This window comes from Halomonas sp. LBP4 (genome assembly GCF_003202205.1).
GTDB classification, from domain to species: domain Bacteria; phylum Pseudomonadota; class Gammaproteobacteria; order Pseudomonadales; family Halomonadaceae; genus Halomonas; species Halomonas flagellata.
In genome coordinates, this window is the sequence record NZ_PDOG01000001.1 from 1,188,387 (window position 1) to 1,208,735 (window position 20,349).

Here is a 20,349-nt window from a genome sequence, read left to right on the forward strand (position 1 = left end):
GAAGACCCGCATTGTTCAGGAGGGCATCTTTCGTCTATTCCTATGGAGCAGATCCAGCAACGCAGCAACGATTGGAGAGTGATATGGGCGAGCAACACAGCAACACTGCAGGCAAGTGCCCGGTGATGCACGGGTCCAATACCAGAATGGGTGGCCATGGCCCCATGAACAAGGACTGGTGGCCCAATCAGCTGAACCTTAGCATTCTTCACCAGCACAGTCCCAAGGCTGACCCCATGGGGGCCGATTTCGACTACGCCGAAGCGTTCAAGAAACTCGACCTGGCGGCGGTCAAGAAGGACCTGACCGACCTGATGACCGACTCCCAGGAGTGGTGGCCGGCGGACTACGGCCACTACGGCGGGCTCTTCATCCGCATGACCTGGCACGCCGCCGGCACCTACCGGGCCGCCGACGGCCGTGGCGGTGGCGGCACCGGCAACCAGCGCTTCGCCCCGATCAACAGCTGGCCGGACAACGCCAACCTGGACAAGGCCCGTCGCCTGCTGTGGCCGATCAAGCAGAAGTACGGCAACAAGCTGTCCTGGGCCGACCTGATCATCCTGGCCGGCAACGTCGCCATGGAGTCCATGGGCTTCAAGACCTTCGGCTTCGGCGGCGGCCGCGAGGACATCTGGGAACCCGAAGAGGACATCTACTGGGGCGCCGAGAAGGAGTGGCTGGCGAGTGAGCGCTATCACGGAGATCGCGAGCTCGACCAGCCCTTCGCCAACGTCCAGATGGGCCTCATCTACGTGAACCCGGAAGGCCCGGATGGCGAGCCCGACCCGATCAAGGCCGTCAAGGACATACGCGCGACCTTTTCGCGCATGGCGATGAGCGACTACGAGACGGTGGCGCTGATCGCCGGCGGCCACACCTTCGGCAAGACCCACGGCGCCGCTCCCGACAGCACCCTCGGCCCGGAGCCCGAGGCCGCGCCGCTCGAACGGATGGGCCTGGGGTGGAAGGGCACCCACGGCACCGGCATGGGCGACGACGCCAGCACCAGTGGCCTGGAAGGCGCCTGGACCCCCAACCCCACGCGGTGGGACATGGGCTATCTGGACCTCCTGTTCCGCTATGACTGGGAGCTCACCAAGGGCCCGGGCGGCAAGAACCAGTGGCGGCCCAGGGACGTCAGGGAAGAAGACAAGGTGCCCATGGCGCACGACCCGTCGAAGAAGGTCGAGCCGATGATGCTTACCACGGACCTCTCCCTGAAGCTGGACCCGGACTACCGCAAGATCACCGAGCACTTCCACAAGAACCCGGAGGAGTTCGCGGACGCCTTTGCCCGCGCCTGGTTCAAGCTGCTGCATCGCGACATGGGACCCAAGGCCCGTTACCTCGGCCCCGAGGTGCCGAAGGAAGACCTGATCTGGCAGGACCCGGTTCCGCCCGTCGATCATGAGCTGATCGACGACAAGGACATCGCCGCGCTCAAGCAGCAGATCCTGGACTCCGGCCTGTCCACCTCGGAGCTGGTCAAGACCGCCTGGGGCTCCGCCTCCATCTTCCGCGACTCGGACAAGCGCGGCGGCGCCAATGGCGCGCGCATCCGCCTGGCCCCGCAGAAGGACTGGGAAGCGAACGAGCCGGGCCAGCTGAAGAAGGTGCTCGACACCCTGGAGAAGATCCACAAGGCCTTCAACGATGCCCAGTCCGGCAACAAGCGGGTGTCACTCGCAGACCTGATCGTGCTCGGTGGCAATGCCGCCATCGAACAGGCCGCGAAGCAGGCCGGACACGACATCGAGGTGCCCTTCCATCCGGGCCGCACCGACGCCACGGAAGAGCAGACCGATGCGGAATCCTTCGAGTACCTCGAGCCGCTCGCCGATGGCTTCCGCAACTACCTCAAGCAGCGCTACACCGTCTCGGCCGAGGAACTGCTGCTGGATCGGGCACAGCTTCTCAAGCTGAGCGCGCCCGAGATGACGGTGCTCGTCGGCGGCATGCGTGCGCTGGACGCCAACCACGGCCAGTCGCAGCACGGCGTGTTCACCGACAAGCCCGGCACCCTCACCAATGACTTCTTCGTCAATCTGGTCGACATGAACACCGAGTGGACGCCGACCGCGGCCGATGAGGACCTGTTCGAGGGCCGCGACAGCAAGACCGGCGAGGTGAAGTGGACCGGTACCCGGGTGGACCTGATCTTCGGGGCCAACTCCCAGCTGCGCGCCCTGGCCGAGGTCTATGCCCAGGACGACGCCAAGGAGAAGTTCGTCAAGGACTTCGTGGCGGCCTGGACCAAGGTGATGAACGCCGACCGCTTCGATCTGGCCTAAGGTCAGTCGGATGCCACGGCGCCCTCCCCCTGGAAATAAAGCCGCGCCCCTTCGGGCGCGGCTTTCTTGTCGGCTCAGGCGCGCAGCATCACCACCAGGACCAGCAGCGGGCAGACCACGCGGATATACCAGGGCCAGATCTTCCAGAACAGGGTGTGCTCGATCTCCGGCGCCCCCTGGCGCAGCTCCCGGAGCTTGGCGTTGCGGGACAGCAGCCAGCCCACATAGAGGCAGACCAGGGCCCCCACCAGCGGCATGCTGTAGCTGATGGTCAGGGTGATGGCCCAGTCGAACAGCGGCTCGAAGTAGGCCAGGATCAGGCTGGCGATGGCGAAGGTCACCCCCGCCATCAGCCAGGTGGCCGGGCGCCGGCGGATCATGCCGGTCTCCTCCAGGGTGGAGACGGGCACCTCCAGCACCGGGAACATGGAGGTCAGGGCGGCGATAGCCAGCAGCACGAAGAAGATCAGCTCCAGGCCCAGCCCCAGCGACCCCATGGCCTCGAACAGGGCGGGCATCACCATGAACAGCAGGGTCGCCGAGCTCTGCAGCTCGCCGGCCTCGTTGAACACCTCCACCCCCAGGCCATGGGCCACGAACATGGCCGGAATGATCAGCAGGCCGGCGACGAAGGCCACGCCCATATCGATCAGCATCACCTGGGCGCCGGCCCTGGGCAGGTTGGCCTCGCGGCTCAGGTAGGAGCCGTAGACCACCATGGCGCCGACGCCGATGGAGAGCGAGAAGAAGGCCTGGCCCATGGCGTCCAGCACCAGCTGCCCATCGATCCGCGACAGGTCGGGTACCAGGTAGGTCTTCACCCCCTCGCCGGCGCCGGGGAAGCTCAGCATCACCGCGATCAGCACCAGCATCATCACCAGCAGCAGCGGCATCAGCCGCTTGGTCCAGCGCTCGATGCCCTGGTTCACCCCGGCCAGCACCACCGCCGCGGTGATCACCATGGCCACCAGGGTCAGGCTCCAGTCGCGCCAGAAGCTCCCCTCGGCGAGCCAGGCTGCGGCCCCATCGAGGCCCAGCAGCCGGGCCAGGGCCAACAGGGCATAGCCCACCAGCCAGCCGGTGACGATGGCGTAGAAGGCCTGTCCCAGGCAGGCGGCCGCGAGCGCCACGCCCCCCACGCCCTGGCCGAGGCACCGCGGCAGGCCACGCCCGCCCACCTGCCCCATGGCATTGATGATGCCGCTCTGGGCATAACGCCCCAGGGTCAGCTCCGCCATGAGCGCCGGATAGGCGAGGATAAAGGCCATCACCACATAGACCAGCAGGAAGGCCCCGCCGCCGTTGTTGGCGGCCATGGAGGGAAAGCTCCACACATTGCCCAGGCCCACCGCCGCGCCGGCGGCGGCCATCAGGAAGCCGAAACGGCTGGAGAACTGGGCGCGTCCGGGCGCCTTGCCCGCAGGGATTGCCTCGCCTGAGGCGCTCTTGGCTTGCGATATTGTCATTGGAGTGTACTCACCAGGTCGTGCTGTGGATGGAGGACTCAGTCGGTCGGCTCGCCGAGTCGTTCGAGAATGTCGAAGTGGTCGCAATCGGGAAGCGACCGGAGGTCGGCCGAGACCCCGGCCGCCCGGGCCCGGGCGTGCAGCGCCTCGCCCTGTTCCCGAAAGGCCGGCGGGTCGAACTCGCCATGCACCAGGGTCAGCGGTGGCAGGCCCCTCAAGGACTGGCACAGGGGACTGAGCCGCTCGGCCCGCTCGTTATCCAGCCCCAGGGGCGCATCGATATAGGTGCCCACCAGGGGGCGCAGGTCGTAGATGCCACTGATCAGCCAGAGCGCCTCGACGCCGGCCAGGCGCTCCTCGCCGAGGCAGGCCATCAGCGCCAGCTGGGCCCCGGCGCTATGGCCGCCCAGGCGGATCCGGCCCTCCAGGCACAGGCTCGCGGCCGCTCCCCGCAGCGTCATGACCCCGCGCCGACAGGCCGCCACCATGGCCTCGATGGAAGCCCCCGGCGCCAAGGGGTAGTCCAGGGAGGCGAAGGCCCAGCCCCGCTCGAGCCAGGGAGCGGCCAGGAAATCGGTGGCCGCGGCATCCAGCTGCTGCCAGTAGCCGCCGTGCAGGAAGGCCATCAGCGGCCAGGGGCCGGGGCTCTCGGGCAGGAAGAGGTTCACGCCCTCCCGCTCGCCCGGCCCATAGCCAAGGCGTCGCGGTGGAAGGCGTTCTCTCAATCGCCGCCCCAGCTCGGCCTGGCGGGCCAGGCTGGCCTCGAAGTCCCGGGCCCAGCGGCTCGGCGAAAAGGCGTGCTCGCGTTCGGCCCGATCCCCGAAGGGCCCCATCAGGTGACCTCCGAACGCACCTGGAAGCGAGCCTCCAGGTACTCGCGGTTTTCTACCACCTCGCGGAAGTGGCGGGCCGCCTGCCAGACGTCCTCGTAGCTCAGGTAGAGCGGCGTGAAGCCGAAGCGCATCAGGCCCGGCTCCCGATAGTCGCCGATCACGCCGCGGGCGATCAGCGCCTGGACGATGGCATAGCCGTGCTCGCGCTCGATCAGCGCCACCTGGCTGCCGCGCTCCTCCACCGCCGGGGTGATGTCATCGATGCCGTGAGCCTCGACCACATCGGCCAGGCAGTCGCGGAACAGCTCGCTCAGCGCCAGGCTCTTGTCGCGCAGCGCCGCCATGTCCACCTCCTGCCACAGTTCGAGGGAGGCCTCCAGGGGGGCATAGATCAGCGCCGAGTGGGTGCCGGTGCGGAAGCGGGTGATGTCCGGCGCCGGAGCATAGTCGGCATCGAAGGCGAAGGGCGCGGCATGGCCGTGCCAGCCGGAGAGCGGCTGCCAGCCGCCCCCCTGGTGGTCACGATGGACGTACAGGAAGGCCGGGGCCCCGGGGCCGCCGTTGAGGTACTTGTAGGTGCAGCCCACCGCATAGCGGGCACCACTGTCATGCAGGTCCACCGGCAGGGCGCCGGCGGAGTGGGCCAGGTCCCAGATGACCTCGGCGCCATGCTTGTGCACCAGGCGGGTGGTGGCGGTCATGTCGCGGCGACGGCCGGTGCGGTAGTGGACCTCGCTGAGCACTACCACGGCCACGCCGTCCAGGTGCTCGGCCAGGTCGGCCCCCTCGGGCAGGAAGCGATGCTCGTAGTCACCGAACCGGCAGAAGCCCTGGGCGATATAGCCATCGGTGGGGAAGTTGCCGCCCTCGCTGAGGATCACCGGGCGCCCCCGGCCCCGGGACTCGGTGATATAGCCCAACAGCTTGAAGAGATTGAGGGTGATGTTGTCGGTGACGATCACCTCCCCCGGCCCCGCCCCGATCAGTGGCGCCAGCAGGTTGCCCAGGCGCTCGGGGGCATCGAACCAGCCCTGGTTCCAGCCCTTGATCAACTCGTCCCGCCACTGGTCGCGGGTGGTGGCCAGCGCCTCCCGGGCGGCCAGGGGCTGGGCCCCGAGGGAGTTGCCGTCCAGGTAGAACAGGCCCTCGGGCAGGGCGAAGCGGGCCTTGAACGGCGCCAGGGGATCACGGCGATCGAGTTCACGCACGGTGTCGAGGGTCACGGGCATGGAGTACCTCCGGAGAAGATGGGCAGCGACTGCATGACCATGATTCTAGGAGGCCCGGCGCGGGATGGGGTTGCGTTGTCTGGCAGGATTCCGGCCAATGGTGCAAGATAATTGCGAAATCACCAGGATTCGTGCAAATGTTCAACATCGACCGCTTCGACAGCAGGATCCTGCAGGCCCTGCAGCGGGACGCACGCCTGACCCTGGGCGCCCTGGCGGAGGCCGTCAGCCTCTCCCCCAGCCAGTGCTCCCGGCGCATCGCCCGGCTCGAGAAGGAGGGCATCATCGAGGGCCATGCCCTGCGCCTGAACCCCGAGGCCCTGGGGCTCAAGGTCACCGCCTTCATCTTTCTCTCGGTGGACAAGGGGCGCATGGCCGCGCCCCGGGAGGCGGTCGCCGAGCTGCTGGCCCGGGACGAGGTGATCGACTGCCATACCGTCACCGGCAGCCACGACTTCATCCTGCGGGTGGTGGTGGCGGATCTCGCCGAGCTCTCCCGCTTCCTCTCCACCACCATCAGCCCCATGGCGGGCATCCGCGATATCGCCACCCAGGTGGCCATGGATACCCTCAAGGTCAATGGCCCGCTGAAGGTGGTCCCCTGAAGGCCCGGGTCGAGGGATCGGGCTACATCGCCGTTCTGACCGACCAGAGTTCGGGGAAGAACTGCAGCTCCAGCGCCCTGGCCAGGTAGGAGACCCCCGCGGTGCCGCCGGTGCCGCGCTTGTGGCCGATGATCCGCTCCACGGTCTTCATGTGGATGAAGCGCCACTTGTGGAAGTTGTACTCCAGGTCGACCAGCTTTTCCGCCAGCTCATAGAGCTCCCAGTGCTCGTCGGTATGGCGATAGATATGGGCCCAGGCCCGCTCTACCTCGCTGCTGGCCCGATAAGGCAGCGACCAGTCGCGTTGCAGGGTAGTGGCGGGAATCGCGAAGCCGTGCCGGGCCAGCAGCTGCAGGCTGATGTCGTAGATGCTCGGGGCCTGAAGTACCGCGGTCAGCCGCTCGTAGTGCCGTGGATGACCGCGGTGCACCTCGACCATGGCGGCATTCTTGTTGCCGAGCAGGAACTCCAGCTCACGATACTGGTAGGACTGGAAGCCGGAGCTCTGCCCCAGGCTGTCGCGGAAGCTGACATAGTCCGCCGGGGTCATGGTGACCAGCACCTCCCAGGCCTTGATCATCTGCTCCTGGATGCGGGCCACCCGCGAGAGCATCTTGAAGGCGGGCCGGAGCCGGTCCTCGGCGATATGCGCGGCGGCGGCATGGGCCTCGTGGAGGCACTGCTTGAGCCATAGCTCGGAGACCTGGTGGATGACGATGAACAGCATCTCGTCATGCTCATCGGACTGGGGCTGCTGACAGGCCAGCAGCGGCTCCAGTTTCAGGTACTGGCCATAGCTCATCTCCTGATCCCAGTGGACGCCCTCGCCGTCCAGGTCCACCGTCGTCGGGGACGTTTGCTTCTTGCGCATCGCTTGATCTCCCGGATTGTCGAACCTGGCAGCAATCGGCAACAAATGGCGGTTGCACTTTCTGCACAGCATGATGGTTATCGGGTCAGCCGTAGAGCTTCGACTTCAGCACCAGCTGGGTCTCCTCACGACTGCACACCCGGCGCATCAGCGTGTCATCTCCCAGTTTCGCACTTCGAGTATGACGTGTCCCTGCTCGCCCAGATCCCGGAACAGCCTGGCCATGAGTTCCAGCGCCTCCCGTGGGATTTACTGTGGGAGGCCCCGCAGGCCAACCGTGCCTTCCTGATGGGCGAGGCCAGGGAGCTACTGATACCGGGGGAATGAGAGGCCATCCCAGCGCCCCTTCATGCCCTATTCCGACAACGGGAGGGTCCAGTCTTCGACCCTCAGGCCTGGCACCCTGGTGAACTCGCGCAGGTTGTTGGTGACCAGTACCAGGCCCCGTGACCTGGCATGGCCCGCGATCATCTGGTCGTAGGGGCCTATGGGGTTTCCGCTTTTCGCCAGCTCTGCTCTCAACTGGCCGCTGTGAGCCGCTGCCTCGTTGTCATAGCTCAACACCTCCAGTCTGGCGGCGAAGCCTTCCACCACTTCCAGATTCCTTTCAGGCGCCGCCGACTTTTCGGCACCATAGATCAGCTCCATCAGCGTGATGGTGCTGATGCAGAGTTGGGAGTGATGCTGCTTGAAGGCTTGCCTGACTTGAGCCGGTCTGTTCTTGATCGTGAAGATACAGATATTGGTATCGAGCATGTACTTGAGCACTCAGAAGCCCTCGCGGTGCTGATCCAACGGCTGTTCACGCTCGTCCATGAAGTCGCCCGTGACGGCGCTTCCATCAAACCAGCTATCCCATGCCTCACCCGCCGGCGTGATGATCCGGGTACGGCCTATCGCAATCACGTCGACTCTCTTCACGTCATCGGGTAGTGCCACTGCCTTGGGGAGACGGATCGCCTGACTGCGATTGCTCTTGAAAACGGATGCCTGTTCCACGCCGAAGTCCTCTTTACGCTGCCGGGATATACCACTCGTATATTCCAAGAGTAGCGCACCCATTGGCATATCTCAAAGGGATATACAAACCTGGCCTAGCGCCAGTTACCGGTTTCACGTCCCGCAGAAGGTGCGCAGGACCCGCTCGTTCGGTGCGGCCGGCAGTGTGTAGGGGGCGCGGTCAGGCCGCCCACCGCCGCCACCCCATCATCGAGGTGGTCGGCAGTGTGTAGGGGGCGCGGTCAGGCCGCCCACCGCCGCCACCCCATCATCGAGGTGGTCGGCTAGCTCGGCGCCCTCCGGCAGCACCCGGTGCTCCAGGCCGGCGAAGCGGCACAGGTTCTGGGCAATATAGCCTCCAGGTTCAGGTACTGGCCGTAGCTCATGGCCTGATCCCAATGGACATTCTCGCCGTCCAGGTCCACCGTCGTCCCAGCCCTCCTCTTCTCGTCCTGCTTGGCCATCGCTTGACCTCCCCGGTTCCGAGTCACCTCCATGGTGCGCGAAGCCCGGTCGTCATGCCATGATCCTCGGCTCAACGCACTCTCGGTCGCGCAGAGCTGCCGCACAGCGCGGGGCGCTAGTTCGCCACCCGGACATCACGAGCCGTCCGCGTCACAGCAGCGCCAGGGTCAGCCAGGGCTGCCAGGCCAGCAGCACCAGGGCCAGCAGGCTCATCAGCAGGAAGGGCAGCAGCGCCCGGAAGATGCGCATCGGCGGCACCCCGGTCATGGACGAGCTGATGAAAAGCCCCGCCCCCACCGGCGGCGTCAGCAGCCCCAGCACCAGGGTCAGGCAAACCACCACGCCGAACTGGAAGGCGGTGATATCGAACTGGTTCTGGGCAATGGGCAGCAGGATCGGCACCACCAGGATCAGGGCGGCGATGCCGTCGACGATCATCCCCACCAGCAGCAGGATCCCCACCACCAGCATCAGGAAGGCGAAGGGGCTCTCGGTCACCTCGGCGATCCAGGCCGCGGCCATCTGTGGCAGCTGCTCGTAGACCACCACCCAGCCGAACACCCCGGCGGCACCGATCAGCATGATCACCAGGCCGGCATTGAAGGCGGTGCGCCTGAGGATCTCCGGCAGTCGGGCGAAGGTCAGGTCGCGGTAGACATAGCGGCCGACCAGCAGCGCCGCCAGGGACGCCAGGGCCGCCGACTCGGTGGGCGTGGCCAGGCCGGCGAGGATGCCGCCGATGATGATCAGCGGGATGCTCATGGCCGGCAGCCCCATCAGCAGGAAGCGCTTGGCCTGCGCGCGGGTCGGCCACTGGCCCCGGGGATACTGCTGCACCAGGCCCACCGCGGCGATGGCCAGGAAGAACAGTCCGCCCATCAGCAGCCCCGGGATGATGCCGGCGATAAACATGTCGGCGATGGGCACCTGGGCCATCACCCCGTAGAGCACGAAGAGCATCGACGGTGGGATGATCGGCGACAGCAGGCCGCCGGCGGCGGTGATGGCCGCGGCGAAGGACTTGTCGTAGCCGTCCTTCTCCATGGCCGGGACCATGGCCCGGGACATGATGGCGATCTGCGAGGCCGCCGAGCCGACGATGGCCGCCATCATCATATTGGCCACCAGGTTGATATAGACCAGCCCGCCGCGGAAGCCGCCGACCAGGATACGCGCCAGGTCGATCAGCCGCCGGGTCAGGCCGCCCTCGTTCATCAGCTCGCCGGCGAGCATGAACAGGGGGATGGCCAGCAGGCCGTAGTTCTCGATGGCCCCATAAAGCTGCTGGGGATAGGAGGCAAACAGCAGGGTGTTGCCCGAATCGGCAATGTACCAGGCGGCGGTGAGCGCCAGCACCAGGGCGATGGGCACCGCGCCCAGCAGCAGCACGGCGAAGACGACGAGAGTCATGCGAGCCTCCTTTCCGCACCCGCCAGGCCCTTCAGGCCGTCGATCAGGTTGACGACGGCATGCAGGCTCAGCGAGACGGCGAAGATCGGCAGGCACAGCCAGGCCCAGAACTTGGGAATGCCCAGCGTGCGCGAGGTTTCGGAATACATGAAATTGAAGGTCTCCCCCTGGAAGGCCTGGATATCGAAACCGGTAGCCCACAGGGTCGCCGGGTCGTACCAGCGCCAGCACAGCACGGCCAGGAAGAGCGCGAAGAACAGCACCATGGCGTCGACGAACAGATGCAGCCCTTGCCGCATGCCGTTCGGCAGGGCATCGACCAGCAGGGTCACGGCGACGCCCTCGCGACGCTTGAGCACCACCGAGGTGGTGAAGAAGGTCATCCAGATCATGGCATGGATGGCCAGTTCGTCGGTCCAGTAGAGGGCATGGCCCAGGGCGCGGGTGGCGATATTGAGCAGGATCAGCAGGCTGATCATCGCCGCCAGCCCTGCGGCGATTACCCCCTCACACCGGGCGATGCCGGACGAGAGTCGTTTGAGCATGACATCCTCCGGGGACCCGGCCACAGGCCGGGATGATGAGCAGTGACGAGGAGCCGTGGCGCCTTGGAGCTCCTTTACCAGGCACCAAGCGGTGAAGGGCGCCGGGAAAGCCCATCCCATCTGCAAGGTCGTGAAAGAAGCTCTTAGTCGGCCAGCTCGGCGGCCGTCTCGCGCAGGCGCGTCAGCGACGGCGCCTTGGGGGCCCAGATCGCCTCCCAGTCCGCGATGGCATCGGCGAAGAAGTCGGGCCCGACCTCGGTGACGGTAATGTCCTGCTGGCGCAGCTCCTCGCCCCAGGCCTCATGGTGCTCCTGGAAGTGGGTCATGACGTTGTCGGCATGCTCGGCCATGGCGCTGCGGATCAGTTCGCGATCCTCGCCATCGAGCTGCGCCCAGACGCGCCCGGACACCACCGCCACCATCGGGAACATCATGTGATTGGCGATCACCAGGTTGTCGGCCTGCTCGTAGAATTTGAGCAGTCGGATGGAGTCGTAATCCATGTCGATGGCGTCCACCTGACCATTGGCCAGGGCGTCATAGACCGCGGGCAGCGGCAGCGGCGTGGGAGCGGCGCCGGTGGCCACATAGAAGTCGCGGATCGGATCGAAAGGGGTGATACGCACCTTGAGGCCGCTCAGGTCATCGGCGCTGTCGATGGGCGCGCGGCTGAGGATCTGGCGCATGCCGGCCATGCCGTAGCCCACACCCACCAGGCCAGCCTGGGCCGGCATCGCCTCCAGCAGGTCGGTGGCCGCCTCGGAGCGCAGCAGGGCGGCGGCTTGATCGATATCTTCCACCAGGAAGGGCGCATAGAGGGCGCCGAAGTCGGGAATACGGTTGGAGATCTCGGCGAGGGTCAGGAAGGCCATGTCCAGGGAACCGGCCTGGAGCTGCTGGACCATCTGCGCCTCGTTGCCCAGCTGCTGGGCGGGGAAGATGCTGACGCTATGCTCGCCGCCGGAGCGCTCGGCCAGGGTCTCGGCGAAACCCTCGGCCTCCTGGGTCCAGATATGCGGCTGGGGGGTGATCAGGCCGAGCCGGAAGTCCCGGGCCTGGGCGGTGAAGGCGGTGACGGTGAGCGACGCCGCCACGGTGGCGGTGATCAGGGTCTTGATGGGAGTCATGGGGAGGTCTCTCTTGTTATGTCATCGAGAACGAATGCCCCGGCCACGGGGGGCCGGGCCACCCATCAGGCGTCTTCCAGGGCCCGCGGGCGCTTGTGACGGCTCTGCAGCTCGGCGGCGTCGGTCCTGGCCAGCTCGACGTCGAACACCACCTCGGTGAAGGGCCCTTCCAGGCCACGCTTCTCGGCCTCGGCGGCGTCCTCGAGGCGGTTGGCGTCGATCACCAGTTCCTCGCGGGTGGCGAAGGCGAAGTCGTCGTAGGTGTAGGGGTCGCCGGCCAGGTTGATCTGGGTGGTCAGGTGCTTGTGACCCGGCGCCGAGATGAAGAAGTGGATGTGCGCCGGACGCTGGCCATGGCGGCCGAGCAGGTCGAGCACCTGCTGGGTCGGGCTGTCCGGCGGACAGCCGTAGCCGGACGGGATGATGCTGCGGGCGCTGTAGCGGCCCTCGGCGTCGGCATGGATAGTGCGGCGCAGGTGATACTCGCTCTGGGTCGGATCGAAGAAGGAGTAGTTGCCCTTGGTGTCGGCGTGCCAGATCTCGACCTTGGCGCCGGGGACGGGGTCGCCGTTCACGTCACGGACCTGGCCGGTCAGCCACATCACCTCGGCCTCGGTGTCGCTGCCATCGTCCATCCGCGCGAAGCCCTCGGCCTCGGGGGCGCCGGCCACGTAGAGCGGGCCCTCGATGGTGCGCGGGGTACCGCCGGTCAGGCCGGCCTGCTCATCGGCGGCGTCCATGCGCATGTCCAGGTAGTGGTCGAAGCCGAGCCCCGGGGCCAGCAGGCCGAACTGGGTGTCCTTGCCCAGGGCATTGAGCTGGCTGACGGCGCCCCAGAACTCCTCGAGGCTGACGTCGAAATCGTCGATCAGGCGGTAGAGATCGGACAGCAGGCGATGCAGGATCCGCTTGGCGCGCTCGCTGCCGCCGTCCTGGTCGAAGCCACTGACGGTCTTCAGGAAGTCCAGCACCTCGGGAGTATCGAAGATCTTCACGGTCATGGTCGTTTCCTCGGTTGTTGTCGTCTGTTCGACGGCCGGCGACGATGGCCGGCGTCCTCCGTGATTCAGGAATCGTCCTCGCGGATCGAGGACGGGTGACGGCACAGCGGCGTGACGCGGATCTCCATGTAGGGGAACAGCGGCAGGTTGCCGATCAGCTCCTGCAGTTCGGCGTTGTCCTCGACGTCGAAGATGCTGACGTTGGCGTAGCTGCCGGCGACCCGCCACAGGTGCCGCCACTTGCCGGTGCGCTGCAGGTCCTGGGCGTAGGCCTTCTCGGTCGCCTTGATCTCGGCGGCCTGCTCGGCCGGCATGTCCGGCGGCAGCTTCACGGTCATTTCCACCTGGAAGAGCATGGGCGTCTCCTTGGGATGCAGGGCGCGGCTCAGTCGCGGCGCCGATAGTGGTTGAGCTTGTCCTCGTCGAGGGTGATGCCGAGCCCGGGACCGGCCGGCAGGTCGACCCCGAACTCGTGGTAGTGCAGCGGCTCGGCGACGATGTCGTCCTTGAGCAGCAGGGGACCGAACATCTCGGTGCCCCAGGTCAGCTCGCCGAGGGTCGCCCAGGCATGCAGGGAGGCGGCGGTGCCGATGGTGCCCTCGAGCATGGTGCCGCCATAGAGGCTGACGCCGGCGGCCCGGGCCACGTGGGCCAGCTCCAGTACGCTGCGCGGCCCGCCGGCCTTGGCGATCTTCAGGGCGAAGGCATCGCCGAAGCCGCAGGCGGCGAGGGTGAAGCCGTCGCGGGCGTCGTGGACCGCCTCGTCGGCCAGCATCGGCACCACGAAGCGGCTTGCCAGCCGCGCCAGGCCGGCGAACTCCCGGGCCGGGATCGGCTGCTCGATGAGGTCGATGCCGGCGGCCTCCAGGGCGTCGATGCCGCGGGCCGCGGTGGCCTCGTCCCAGGCCTGGTTGACGTCGACCCGCACGCTCGCCCGGTCCCCCAGTGCCGCCTTGATGGCGCCGACGTGACGCACGTCCTGGTCCACCGGGTTGGCGCCGATCTTCAGCTTGAAGTCGCAGTGACGGCGCTCCTCGAGGCGCTGGAAGGCCTCGTCGATGTCCTTCCGGGTGTCGCCGCTGGCGAGCGTCCAGAGCACCGGCAGGTGATCGCACTGGGCCCCGCCCAGCAGTTCCGCCACCGACAGGCCGCGGCGCTTGCCCTCGGCGTCGAGCAGCGCGGTCTCGAGCCCCGACTTGGCGAAGCTGTTGCCGCGTGCATGGCGGTTCAGGCGCGCCCGCAGGGCGTTGAGGTTGTGGGCCGGCTGGCCGACCAGCAGCGGCGCCAGGTAGGTGTCGATGGTCTGCTTGATGCCCTCGGGGCTCTCCGGGCCGTAGCTCAGGCCACCGATGGTGGTGGCCTCGCCCAGGCCCTCGGTGCCGTCGGACAAGCGCAGGCGGATGATGACCAGCGTCTGGCAGGCCATGGTGGTCATCGACAGCTTGTGCGGCCGGATGGTCGGCAGGTCGACCAGCAGGGTCTCGACCTCGTGAATCAGGATGTCGGACATGGGAGTCTCCAGGCGGCTCGCCAAGGGCCACCGCTAACGGGGTGATGGTCGGGTGGGCTCCGGCCGGCGGCGTGTCGCCACCGGCCGGGGATCGATCAGCTCGAGACGAATTTCTCGAAGAACAGCCGGTGCTCGCCGACGTCGCGCGCCTCGAGCCAGTTCTTCGAGGCCTCGATCATCGGCGGCGGCCCGCACAGGTAGGCGTCGAAGGGCCGGGCCAGGAAGTCGAGATCGAAGAGGTCGCAGACCACGCCCTTCTTGCCCTGCCAGGCCGCCGTGGGGTTCATCACGACGGTCTCGTAGGCGAAGTCCGGCAGCGTGTCGGTGAAGCGATCCAGACGGTCGAGCTCGCTGAGGTCGGTCTCCTGGGTCACGCCGTAACACAGGCGGATCGGCTGGGCGCAGTCGCCCGCCTCCTCGAGTTGCTCGAGCATGCCGAGGAAGGCCGAGAGCCCGGTGCCGCCCGCCACCATCAGCAGGGGGTTCTGCACCCCGCGCAGGTAGAAGGCGCCCAGCGGGGCCTCCAGGGAGATCGCATCGCCGACGACGGCACGCTCGCGCAGGTAGTCGCTCATCACCCCGCTGGGCAGCAGGCGGATCAGGAAGCGCAGCTTGCCCTCCTTCACCGCGGAGGTGGCGAAGGAGTAGGCCCGCCATTCGTCGGTGCCCGGCACCTCGAGGCGCGCGTACTGCCCGGGCAGGTACTGCAGCGCCTGGGCGGGGTCGTCGAGGGTGATCTCGAGGATGGCGGCGGCGTCTGAGACCTGCTTCACGTCGCTCACGGTGGCGTCGTGCACCTCGGTGGCCACGCTGCACACGCTGGAGTCCACGTCGAAGTAGAAGGAGCCGTGGTTGGAGAGCAGGCGAGTCTGGCAGGCCAGCACGTGGCCCTCGGCGATCTCCTCCTCGGTCAGCGCTTCCTCGTCGATGTATTCGACGTCGACCTCGCCGGCCTCGCGCAGGCAGCGGCAGGTCCCGCAGACCCCCTCCCGGCAGTCCACCGGCAGGTTGACCCCGTGGCGCTGGGCGGCGTCCATCAACAGCTCGTCCTTGTCGACCTTGACGAAGCGCGTGATGCCGTCCCGAAAGACGATGGCGGCTGTGTTATGCATGACTCGCCCTCCAGCGAAACTCAGACGTGGTAGAAATCCAGCACGGAATCGATCTTGTCGTTGAGCAGCACGGTGTGCTTGCGCAGGACCTTCCAGCCGTCGCCCTCGCCACGCAGGGTGTAGTCGGCGGTGCCGAAGAAGTGGCTGCTCTCGCCGAAGCGATGGAAGTGGGTCACCCAGTTGACCCTGACCTGGACGATGCCGTCGCCCTGTTCCTCGCAGCGCACGTTGTCAATCAGGTGCAGGGTCCGCGGCAGCGGGGTCGAGGCCGCGGACTTGCCGGTGCGCAGGCGGAAGACGCGGTCCTCGAGGCCGGTGCGGTCGGCGTAGTACATCAGCGACATCTCGCGCTTGGGATCCGAGGTCACCTCGTCCTCGTTCTTCCACTGCGGGATGTGGAACTCACACTCCGGGGCGAACTGGTCCAGGTAGCCGTCCCAGTCACGGTCATCGCAGAGCTCGGCCAGGCGGTACATGAACTGCTCGATGGATTGCTGAAGATTCATGGCTCAAACCTCCTGGAGCTTGAGTGCTTTCTTTTCGAGGCCCTCGAGCAGCAGCCGCTGCCAGGTCCCGTGCTGGTTGACGTAGAGGCCTTCGTGGGTGAACTCGGTGCCGGTGATCACTGGCTGGATGCCGAGCACCTGGCTGTTGTGGGTCTCGCCGTACTGCCAGTCCTGGTGACCCCGGGAGATGTCGCTCCAGCGGGAGGCGCGCGCCTGGAAGCCGCGCTGCTGCTCGCGGAACTCCACCAGGTCGTCGGGGGTGCCCATGCCGGAGACGTTGAAGAAGTCCTCGAACTGGCGGATGCGGTTCTCGCGGTCGGCGTCGGACTCGCCCTTCACGCCCAGGCAGAGGCTGATGACCTCCGTCTTGTTCCAGGCCACCGGACGCACGATGCGCAGCTGGGAGCTGATCTGGTCCATGAAGAACAGGCTCGGGTAGATGTTCAGGTTGCGCAGGCGGTGCATGGTCCACTCGGCGCGCTCCTGGGGATGCTTCTCGAGGATGCGCGGCATCACGGTGGCGTAGCCGGGACGCACCTGGGGGTTGGGCATGTCGCTGAACAACAGGCTGTGGCCGTTGGCGAAGGAGAACCAGCCGTCGTCGGTATCCTTGTCGCCGGCGCCCAGCTTGCTGTAGTCGAGGGTGTCCCCGCCGCCGCTCTTCTGCGCCTCGAGCTCGCGGCGGTGCTGCACGGTGGAGACGTAGTTGTAGTGCACGGTGCTGACGTGATAGCCGTCCAGGCCGTTCTCGTTCTGCAGCTTCCAGTTGCCGTTGAAGGTGTAGGTGGACTTGCCCGGTAGCACCTCCAGCTCACCGTCCTCGGCCTGCTCGACCATCATGTCGAAGAACAGCCGGGTATCACCGAGGAAGTCCTCGAGGCTCTCGGTGCCCTCGGCGTCGAGGCTGATGAAGACGAAGCCCCGATAGCTCTCGATGCGTGCCTGCTTGAGGCCGCGGCTCGACTTGTCGAAGTCCGCCGGGTACTCGCCGGGCGCCTTGACCTTGACCAGGCGGCCGTCGGACTTGTAGCACCAGGCGTGGAAGGGGCAGGTGTAGGTGGACTGGTTGCCGCACTCGGTGCGCACCAGGGTCGCGCCACGATGCTGACAGGTGTTGGCCAGGGCCCGCAGCTGGCCCTTGGCGTCGCGGGCGATGATCATCGGCTGGCGACCGGCCTGCATGGTGATGAAGTCGTTGGGGGCGGGAATCTGGCTCTCGTGGCAAGCGAAGATCCACTGCTTCTCGAAGATCAGTTCCATCTCCAGATCGAACAGTGCCTCGTCGGTGAACATCTCCCGGGCCATCTGGTAGACGCCTTCATCGGGACGGAAATCGAGACAGTTCTCGACGAATTGCTGCCACTCGGGGATAGAGCGTTGTGCTGTCATCGGTCGTTACCGTCTTGTTGCTTGTCGTGGTACGACCTACCTTAGGCATCCCCCCCTGGGGCCACTATGCGGTTATTGGAGGAAGGCTATTCACTTTTTCCGCCAGGCAGGATGCCCATGCCGGCGGCCTCACGCCTCCCGGACCCTGGTCTTTGCCCAGATGATTCACGGTGAATCGCCGCCCGCCCCGAGGAGCTGACAAGGGCGGCGACAGGAAGCGGCTTTGTCTCAACGCCGATTGGCGGTATCTTCCATGGAACTGGTCATTGCTTGATCAGGGTGGCAGAATGAGCCCACCAGTTCGCAGTGCGTACCCAAGAACGATATGCGAACGCAGGCCTCGACCGTCTCTCCACGGCCATCGCCGATGGCCCGATGACAACCACACCCGACGGCGAGGCAAGGAGGAACCATGATCGTATCCCCTGCCCCGACGCGGCAGCAGATCGCTGCCGAGTTCCAGAACCCCGACTCGGCCTGCCGCTGGATGAGTGGCATCAACGGCCCTCATCGCCTCGAGGTGCCGCGCCCCCGAGAGCTCAGCTTTCGTCACCAGGGCACCAGCCTGGGCAACGTCTCCATTGGCATCATCGAATACTCGACTCCCGTCCATATCGATATCGCCGACCTGACCCATAGCTACAGCATCAGCCTGCCCTTGCACGGTACCCAGAACTTCGAGCTCCGGGGCAACGCCTTCGGCTCCGACACCGGTGTGGCCGCCATCATCTCGCCCAGCCAGCCGCTGCAGCTGAGCATGGACGAGAGCTGCCGGAAGCGCCTGGTACGGCTGTCGCGCCAGGCCATCGAACGCAAGCTCTCTCAGCTGCTCAGCCGTGAACTGTCCCGCCCGGTCATCTTCGATCCACGCATGCCGCTGAGCGGCACGGTGCAGGAGTGGTGGCGGATGGTCGCGAATCTCCAGGATATGTTGGACGCAGACGGCTCGCTGTGCGATCTGCCCGAGGTGTGGAGCAACTTCGAGAATTCGCTGATCACCAGTCTGCTCTACACCCAGCCCCACAACTACTCGAGCGAATTGCTGGACCGCCAGCAGGGTCGGCCGGCCTACCTCGCCCGTCTCGAGACCCTGTTCCGGGACTCCCTGGACCACCCGCTGGGCCTGGCCGACCTGGAACGCGTCGCTGGCGTCTCCCGGGAGCGCCTCTACCGCGACTTCCACAACCAGTACGGGATCTCCCCCATCGCTTACTTCCGCCAGTTGCGCTTCGACCACGTGCGCCAGCAGTTGGAGCAGGCCGCTCCCCACGAGAGCGTCTCCAGCATCGCCATGGACTGCGGCTTCCAGCAGTTGGGGCGCTTCTCCCAGGAGTACCGGGCGCGCTTCGGTGAGCTGCCTTCCGAGACCCTGAAGCAAACCACCCAAGCCCCGCTACAGTAGCCCACAAGCAGGCGCCCCTGTCCGCGCCTACCAGATACTCATCCAGCTACCTGGGTGGACGAGCGTGGCGTGTTGCTCCTCAGGTCCCGCAGAAGGTGCGCAGGACCCGCTCGTTCGGCTCGGCCGGCCGCGTGTAGGCCTCGCGGCCGGGCTGCTCCGCGAAGGGGCTGGCCAGCACCTCGCGCAGTGCCTCGAAGGGACCGAAGTCGTCGTGCTCGGCCGCCGCGGCCAGGGCCTCCTCGACCTTGTGGTTGCGGGGAATATAGGCGGGATTGACGCCTCGCATCCGCACGGCGATGGCCTCGGGGTCGCCCGGCTCCCGCGCCAGCCGCTCGCGCCAGCGCGGCAGCCACGCCTTGATGGCCTCGGAAGGCGCGAAGCGCTCGACCAGCGCCGCGTCCGCCTCGGCCGATTCGGCAGCATCGCAGAGCCGACGGAAGGTCAGGGTGAAGTCGGCACGACCGGCCTGCATCGCCTCGAGCAGGTCCTCGGCCAGCTCGCGATCCCCGGCCTCCTCCGTGGCCAGGCCCAGCTTGGCGCGCATCACCGCGAGCCACTCGGCCTCGTACTGCTCCGGGTAGGCCTGGATCAGCGCAGTGGCCCGTTCCACCGCACGCTCCTGGTCGGCATCGATCAGCGGCAGCAGGGTCTCGGCCAGTCGAGCCAGGTTCCACTGGGCGATCCACGGCTGGTTGGCGTAGGCGTAACGGCCCCCCTCGTCGACGGAGCTGAACACGGTGCGCGGATCATAGGCCTCCATGAAGGCACAGGGGCCGTAGTCGATGGTCTCGCCGGAGATCGCCGCGTTGTCGGTGTTCATCACCCCGTGGATGAAGCCGACGCCCATCCACTTCGCCACCAGCGCCGCCTGGCGCGCCTGCACCGCCTCGACCAGCGCCAGATAGCGCCCGGCCTCGTCCACATCCGCCAGCTCGGGATAGTGGCGCTCGATCGCCTGGTCGGCCAGCTCGCGCACCGCCTCGACGTCGCCGCGGACGGCGAAGTACTGGAAGGTGCCCACGCGCAGGTGGCTGGCGGCGACGCGGGTCAGCACCGCACCGGGCTCGGGAAGGCCACGGAAGACCCGCTCGCCGGTGGTCACCGCGGCGAGCGCCCGGGTGGTGGGAATGCCCAGCGCATGCATCGCCTCGCTGACCAGGTACTCGCGCAGCACCGGCCCCAGCGGCGCACGACCGTCGGCGCCACGGGAGAAGGGCGTACAGCCGGCCCCCTTGAGCTGGATGTCGCGCAGCCGGCCATGGCGGTCGGTCAGCTCGCCGAGCAGCACCGCCCGGCCATCGCCCAGCCGCGGCACGAAGGTGCCGAACTGGTGGCCGGCATAGGCCTGGGCCAGCGGCTCGGCCCCCGGCGGCACGGCGTTGCCGGCGAACCACGCGGTGGCCTGGCGCTCATCGAAGGCGTCGAGGTCGAAGCCCAACTCCTCTGCCAGCGACCGGTTGAAGGCGACCAGCCGCGGCGCCTCCACCGGCACGGGGTCGAAGCGCTCGTAGAAGCGCTCCGGCAGGCGGGCATAGCGAAGGGTGAACTCGGGAAACATGGCGGCTCCGGATGGCGGCTGAGTGTC

General features: G+C 66.9%; 20 protein-coding genes. 4 read left to right on the forward strand and 16 right to left on the reverse strand.

The window, feature by feature from the left end; translation table 11 throughout:
- The first annotated feature begins 83 nt into the window (after positions 1 to 83).
- Complete coding sequence (gene katG, locus CR157_RS05475) at positions 84 to 2,294, forward strand: catalase/peroxidase HPI (RefSeq protein ID WP_110282482.1); 2,211 nt, start codon at positions 84 to 86, stop codon at positions 2,292 to 2,294.
- Positions 2,295 to 2,368: 74 nt separating this feature from the next.
- Here the strand turns inward: katG and CR157_RS05480 are convergent, their stop codons facing one another.
- Genes CR157_RS05480 through kynU form a run of 3 tightly spaced genes read right to left on the reverse strand, consistent with a single transcriptional unit; the run spans position 2,369 to position 5,822 of the window.
- Positions 2,369 to 3,760, reverse strand: coding sequence for a sodium-dependent transporter (locus CR157_RS05480; protein ID WP_110282483.1), 1,392 nt, complete (start codon positions 3,758 to 3,760; stop codon positions 2,369 to 2,371).
- Between the two features lie 38 nt (positions 3,761 to 3,798).
- Complete coding sequence (locus CR157_RS05485) at positions 3,799 to 4,593, reverse strand: alpha/beta hydrolase (RefSeq protein ID WP_110282484.1); 795 nt, start codon at positions 4,591 to 4,593, stop codon at positions 3,799 to 3,801.
- The gene (gene kynU, locus CR157_RS05490; RefSeq protein ID WP_110282485.1) at positions 4,593 to 5,822 is read right to left on the reverse strand and encodes a kynureninase; all 1,230 of its coding nucleotides are present in this window, start codon (positions 5,820 to 5,822) and stop codon (positions 4,593 to 4,595) included. The genes CR157_RS05485 and kynU overlap by 1 nt, the downstream gene beginning before the upstream one ends.
- A 137-nt stretch (positions 5,823 to 5,959) precedes the next feature.
- On the opposite strand from kynU, the gene CR157_RS05495 reads away from it, so the two are divergent.
- Entirely contained in the window at positions 5,960 to 6,427 is a 468-nt protein-coding gene (locus tag CR157_RS05495; protein ID WP_110282486.1) for an Lrp/AsnC family transcriptional regulator, read from the forward strand.
- 22 nt (positions 6,428 to 6,449) lie between these two features.
- On the opposite strand, the gene kynA is transcribed toward CR157_RS05495, so the two are convergent.
- Positions 6,450 to 7,298 carry a tryptophan 2,3-dioxygenase gene (gene kynA / locus CR157_RS05500; RefSeq protein ID WP_110282487.1) on the reverse strand — a complete coding sequence of 283 codons (849 nt, stop codon included), beginning with the start codon at positions 7,296 to 7,298 and terminating at the stop codon, positions 6,450 to 6,452.
- A gap of 186 nt (positions 7,299 to 7,484) precedes the next feature.
- On the opposite strand from kynA, the gene CR157_RS22515 reads away from it, so the two are divergent.
- Positions 7,485 to 7,625 (forward strand): hypothetical protein, encoded by a 141-nt coding sequence (locus CR157_RS22515; RefSeq protein ID WP_181421969.1) that lies wholly within the window; start codon positions 7,485 to 7,487, stop codon positions 7,623 to 7,625.
- A gap of 27 nt (positions 7,626 to 7,652) precedes the next feature.
- Here the strand turns inward: CR157_RS22515 and vapC are convergent, their stop codons facing one another.
- From vapC to antA, 11 genes are all read right to left on the reverse strand, one after another.
- On the reverse strand, positions 7,653 to 8,066 hold the full coding sequence (gene vapC / locus CR157_RS05505) for a type II toxin-antitoxin system tRNA(fMet)-specific endonuclease VapC (RefSeq protein ID WP_110282488.1): 414 nt from the start codon (positions 8,064 to 8,066) through the stop codon (positions 7,653 to 7,655).
- Positions 8,067 to 8,297, reverse strand: coding sequence for a type II toxin-antitoxin system VapB family antitoxin (gene vapB / locus CR157_RS05510; RefSeq protein ID WP_110282846.1), 231 nt, complete (start codon positions 8,295 to 8,297; stop codon positions 8,067 to 8,069). It lies immediately after the preceding gene.
- Positions 8,298 to 8,912: 615 nt separating this feature from the next.
- Positions 8,913 to 10,172, reverse strand: a complete 1,260-nt coding sequence (locus CR157_RS05520) for a TRAP transporter large permease (RefSeq protein ID WP_110282489.1) — start codon at positions 10,170 to 10,172, stop codon at positions 8,913 to 8,915.
- Positions 10,169 to 10,717 (reverse strand): TRAP transporter small permease, encoded by a 549-nt coding sequence (locus tag CR157_RS05525; RefSeq protein ID WP_110282490.1) that lies wholly within the window; start codon positions 10,715 to 10,717, stop codon positions 10,169 to 10,171. The genes CR157_RS05520 and CR157_RS05525 overlap by 4 nt, the downstream gene beginning before the upstream one ends.
- A gap of 143 nt (positions 10,718 to 10,860) precedes the next feature.
- Positions 10,861 to 11,844, reverse strand: coding sequence for a TRAP transporter substrate-binding protein (locus CR157_RS05530; RefSeq protein ID WP_110282491.1), 984 nt, complete (start codon positions 11,842 to 11,844; stop codon positions 10,861 to 10,863).
- 65 nt (positions 11,845 to 11,909) lie between these two features.
- Complete coding sequence (gene catA / locus CR157_RS05535) at positions 11,910 to 12,845, reverse strand: catechol 1,2-dioxygenase (protein WP_110282492.1); 936 nt, start codon at positions 12,843 to 12,845, stop codon at positions 11,910 to 11,912.
- 65 nt (positions 12,846 to 12,910) lie between these two features.
- Positions 12,911 to 13,201 carry a muconolactone Delta-isomerase gene (gene catC / locus CR157_RS05540; RefSeq protein WP_110282493.1) on the reverse strand — a complete coding sequence of 97 codons (291 nt, stop codon included), beginning with the start codon at positions 13,199 to 13,201 and terminating at the stop codon, positions 12,911 to 12,913.
- 29 nt (positions 13,202 to 13,230) lie between these two features.
- Positions 13,231 to 14,355, reverse strand: a complete 1,125-nt coding sequence (locus CR157_RS05545) for a muconate/chloromuconate family cycloisomerase (protein ID WP_110282494.1) — start codon at positions 14,353 to 14,355, stop codon at positions 13,231 to 13,233.
- A gap of 95 nt (positions 14,356 to 14,450) precedes the next feature.
- Positions 14,451 to 15,467 carry an anthranilate 1,2-dioxygenase electron transfer component AntC gene (gene antC, locus CR157_RS05550; protein ID WP_110282495.1) on the reverse strand — a complete coding sequence of 339 codons (1,017 nt, stop codon included), beginning with the start codon at positions 15,465 to 15,467 and terminating at the stop codon, positions 14,451 to 14,453.
- 20 nt (positions 15,468 to 15,487) lie between these two features.
- On the reverse strand, positions 15,488 to 15,973 hold the full coding sequence (gene antB, locus CR157_RS05555) for an anthranilate 1,2-dioxygenase small subunit (protein WP_110282496.1): 486 nt from the start codon (positions 15,971 to 15,973) through the stop codon (positions 15,488 to 15,490).
- Between the two features lie 3 nt (positions 15,974 to 15,976).
- A complete protein-coding gene (antA, locus tag CR157_RS05560) occupies positions 15,977 to 17,362 on the reverse strand; it encodes an anthranilate 1,2-dioxygenase large subunit (RefSeq protein ID WP_110282497.1) in 1,386 nt (461 codons plus the stop codon).
- 412 nt (positions 17,363 to 17,774) lie between these two features.
- On the opposite strand from antA, the gene CR157_RS05565 reads away from it, so the two are divergent.
- Positions 17,775 to 18,764 (forward strand): AraC family transcriptional regulator, encoded by a 990-nt coding sequence (locus CR157_RS05565; RefSeq protein WP_110282498.1) that lies wholly within the window; start codon positions 17,775 to 17,777, stop codon positions 18,762 to 18,764.
- Between the two features lie 79 nt (positions 18,765 to 18,843).
- Here the strand turns inward: CR157_RS05565 and CR157_RS05570 are convergent, their stop codons facing one another.
- Entirely contained in the window at positions 18,844 to 20,322 is a 1,479-nt protein-coding gene (locus CR157_RS05570) for a protein adenylyltransferase SelO (RefSeq protein WP_110282499.1), read from the reverse strand.
- Between the last annotated feature and the right edge of the window lie 27 nt (positions 20,323 to 20,349).

What these genes read in the sequence shown, in the direction of transcription:
- CR157_RS05495 (WP_110282486.1), top strand. Translation starts at nt 5,960, where the DNA reads ATGTTCAACATCGACCGCTTCGACAGCAGGATCCTGCAGGCCCTGCAG.
- CR157_RS05525 (WP_110282490.1), bottom strand. Translation starts at nt 10,717, where the DNA reads ATGCTCAAACGACTCTCGTCCGGCATCGCCCGGTGTGAGGGGGTAATC.
- katG (WP_110282482.1), top strand. Translation starts at nt 84, where the DNA reads ATGGGCGAGCAACACAGCAACACTGCAGGCAAGTGCCCGGTGATGCAC.
- CR157_RS05545 (WP_110282494.1), bottom strand. Translation starts at nt 14,355, where the DNA reads ATGTCCGACATCCTGATTCACGAGGTCGAGACCCTGCTGGTCGACCTG.
- antC (WP_110282495.1), bottom strand. Translation starts at nt 15,467, where the DNA reads ATGCATAACACAGCCGCCATCGTCTTTCGGGACGGCATCACGCGCTTC.
- CR157_RS05530 (WP_110282491.1), bottom strand. Translation starts at nt 11,844, where the DNA reads ATGACTCCCATCAAGACCCTGATCACCGCCACCGTGGCGGCGTCGCTC.
- catA (WP_110282492.1), bottom strand. Translation starts at nt 12,845, where the DNA reads ATGACCGTGAAGATCTTCGATACTCCCGAGGTGCTGGACTTCCTGAAG.
- CR157_RS05520 (WP_110282489.1), bottom strand. Translation starts at nt 10,172, where the DNA reads ATGACTCTCGTCGTCTTCGCCGTGCTGCTGCTGGGCGCGGTGCCCATC.
- kynA (WP_110282487.1), bottom strand. Translation starts at nt 7,298, where the DNA reads ATGCGCAAGAAGCAAACGTCCCCGACGACGGTGGACCTGGACGGCGAG.
- antA (WP_110282497.1), bottom strand. Translation starts at nt 17,362, where the DNA reads ATGACAGCACAACGCTCTATCCCCGAGTGGCAGCAATTCGTCGAGAAC.
- CR157_RS05485 (WP_110282484.1), bottom strand. Translation starts at nt 4,593, where the DNA reads ATGGGGCCCTTCGGGGATCGGGCCGAACGCGAGCACGCCTTTTCGCCG.
- CR157_RS05480 (WP_110282483.1), bottom strand. Translation starts at nt 3,760, where the DNA reads ATGACAATATCGCAAGCCAAGAGCGCCTCAGGCGAGGCAATCCCTGCG.
- catC (WP_110282493.1), bottom strand. Translation starts at nt 13,201, where the DNA reads ATGCTCTTCCAGGTGGAAATGACCGTGAAGCTGCCGCCGGACATGCCG.
- kynU (WP_110282485.1), bottom strand. Translation starts at nt 5,822, where the DNA reads ATGCCCGTGACCCTCGACACCGTGCGTGAACTCGATCGCCGTGATCCC.
- antB (WP_110282496.1), bottom strand. Translation starts at nt 15,973, where the DNA reads ATGAATCTTCAGCAATCCATCGAGCAGTTCATGTACCGCCTGGCCGAG.
- CR157_RS05565 (WP_110282498.1), top strand. Translation starts at nt 17,775, where the DNA reads ATGATCGTATCCCCTGCCCCGACGCGGCAGCAGATCGCTGCCGAGTTC.
- CR157_RS05570 (WP_110282499.1), bottom strand. Translation starts at nt 20,322, where the DNA reads ATGTTTCCCGAGTTCACCCTTCGCTATGCCCGCCTGCCGGAGCGCTTC.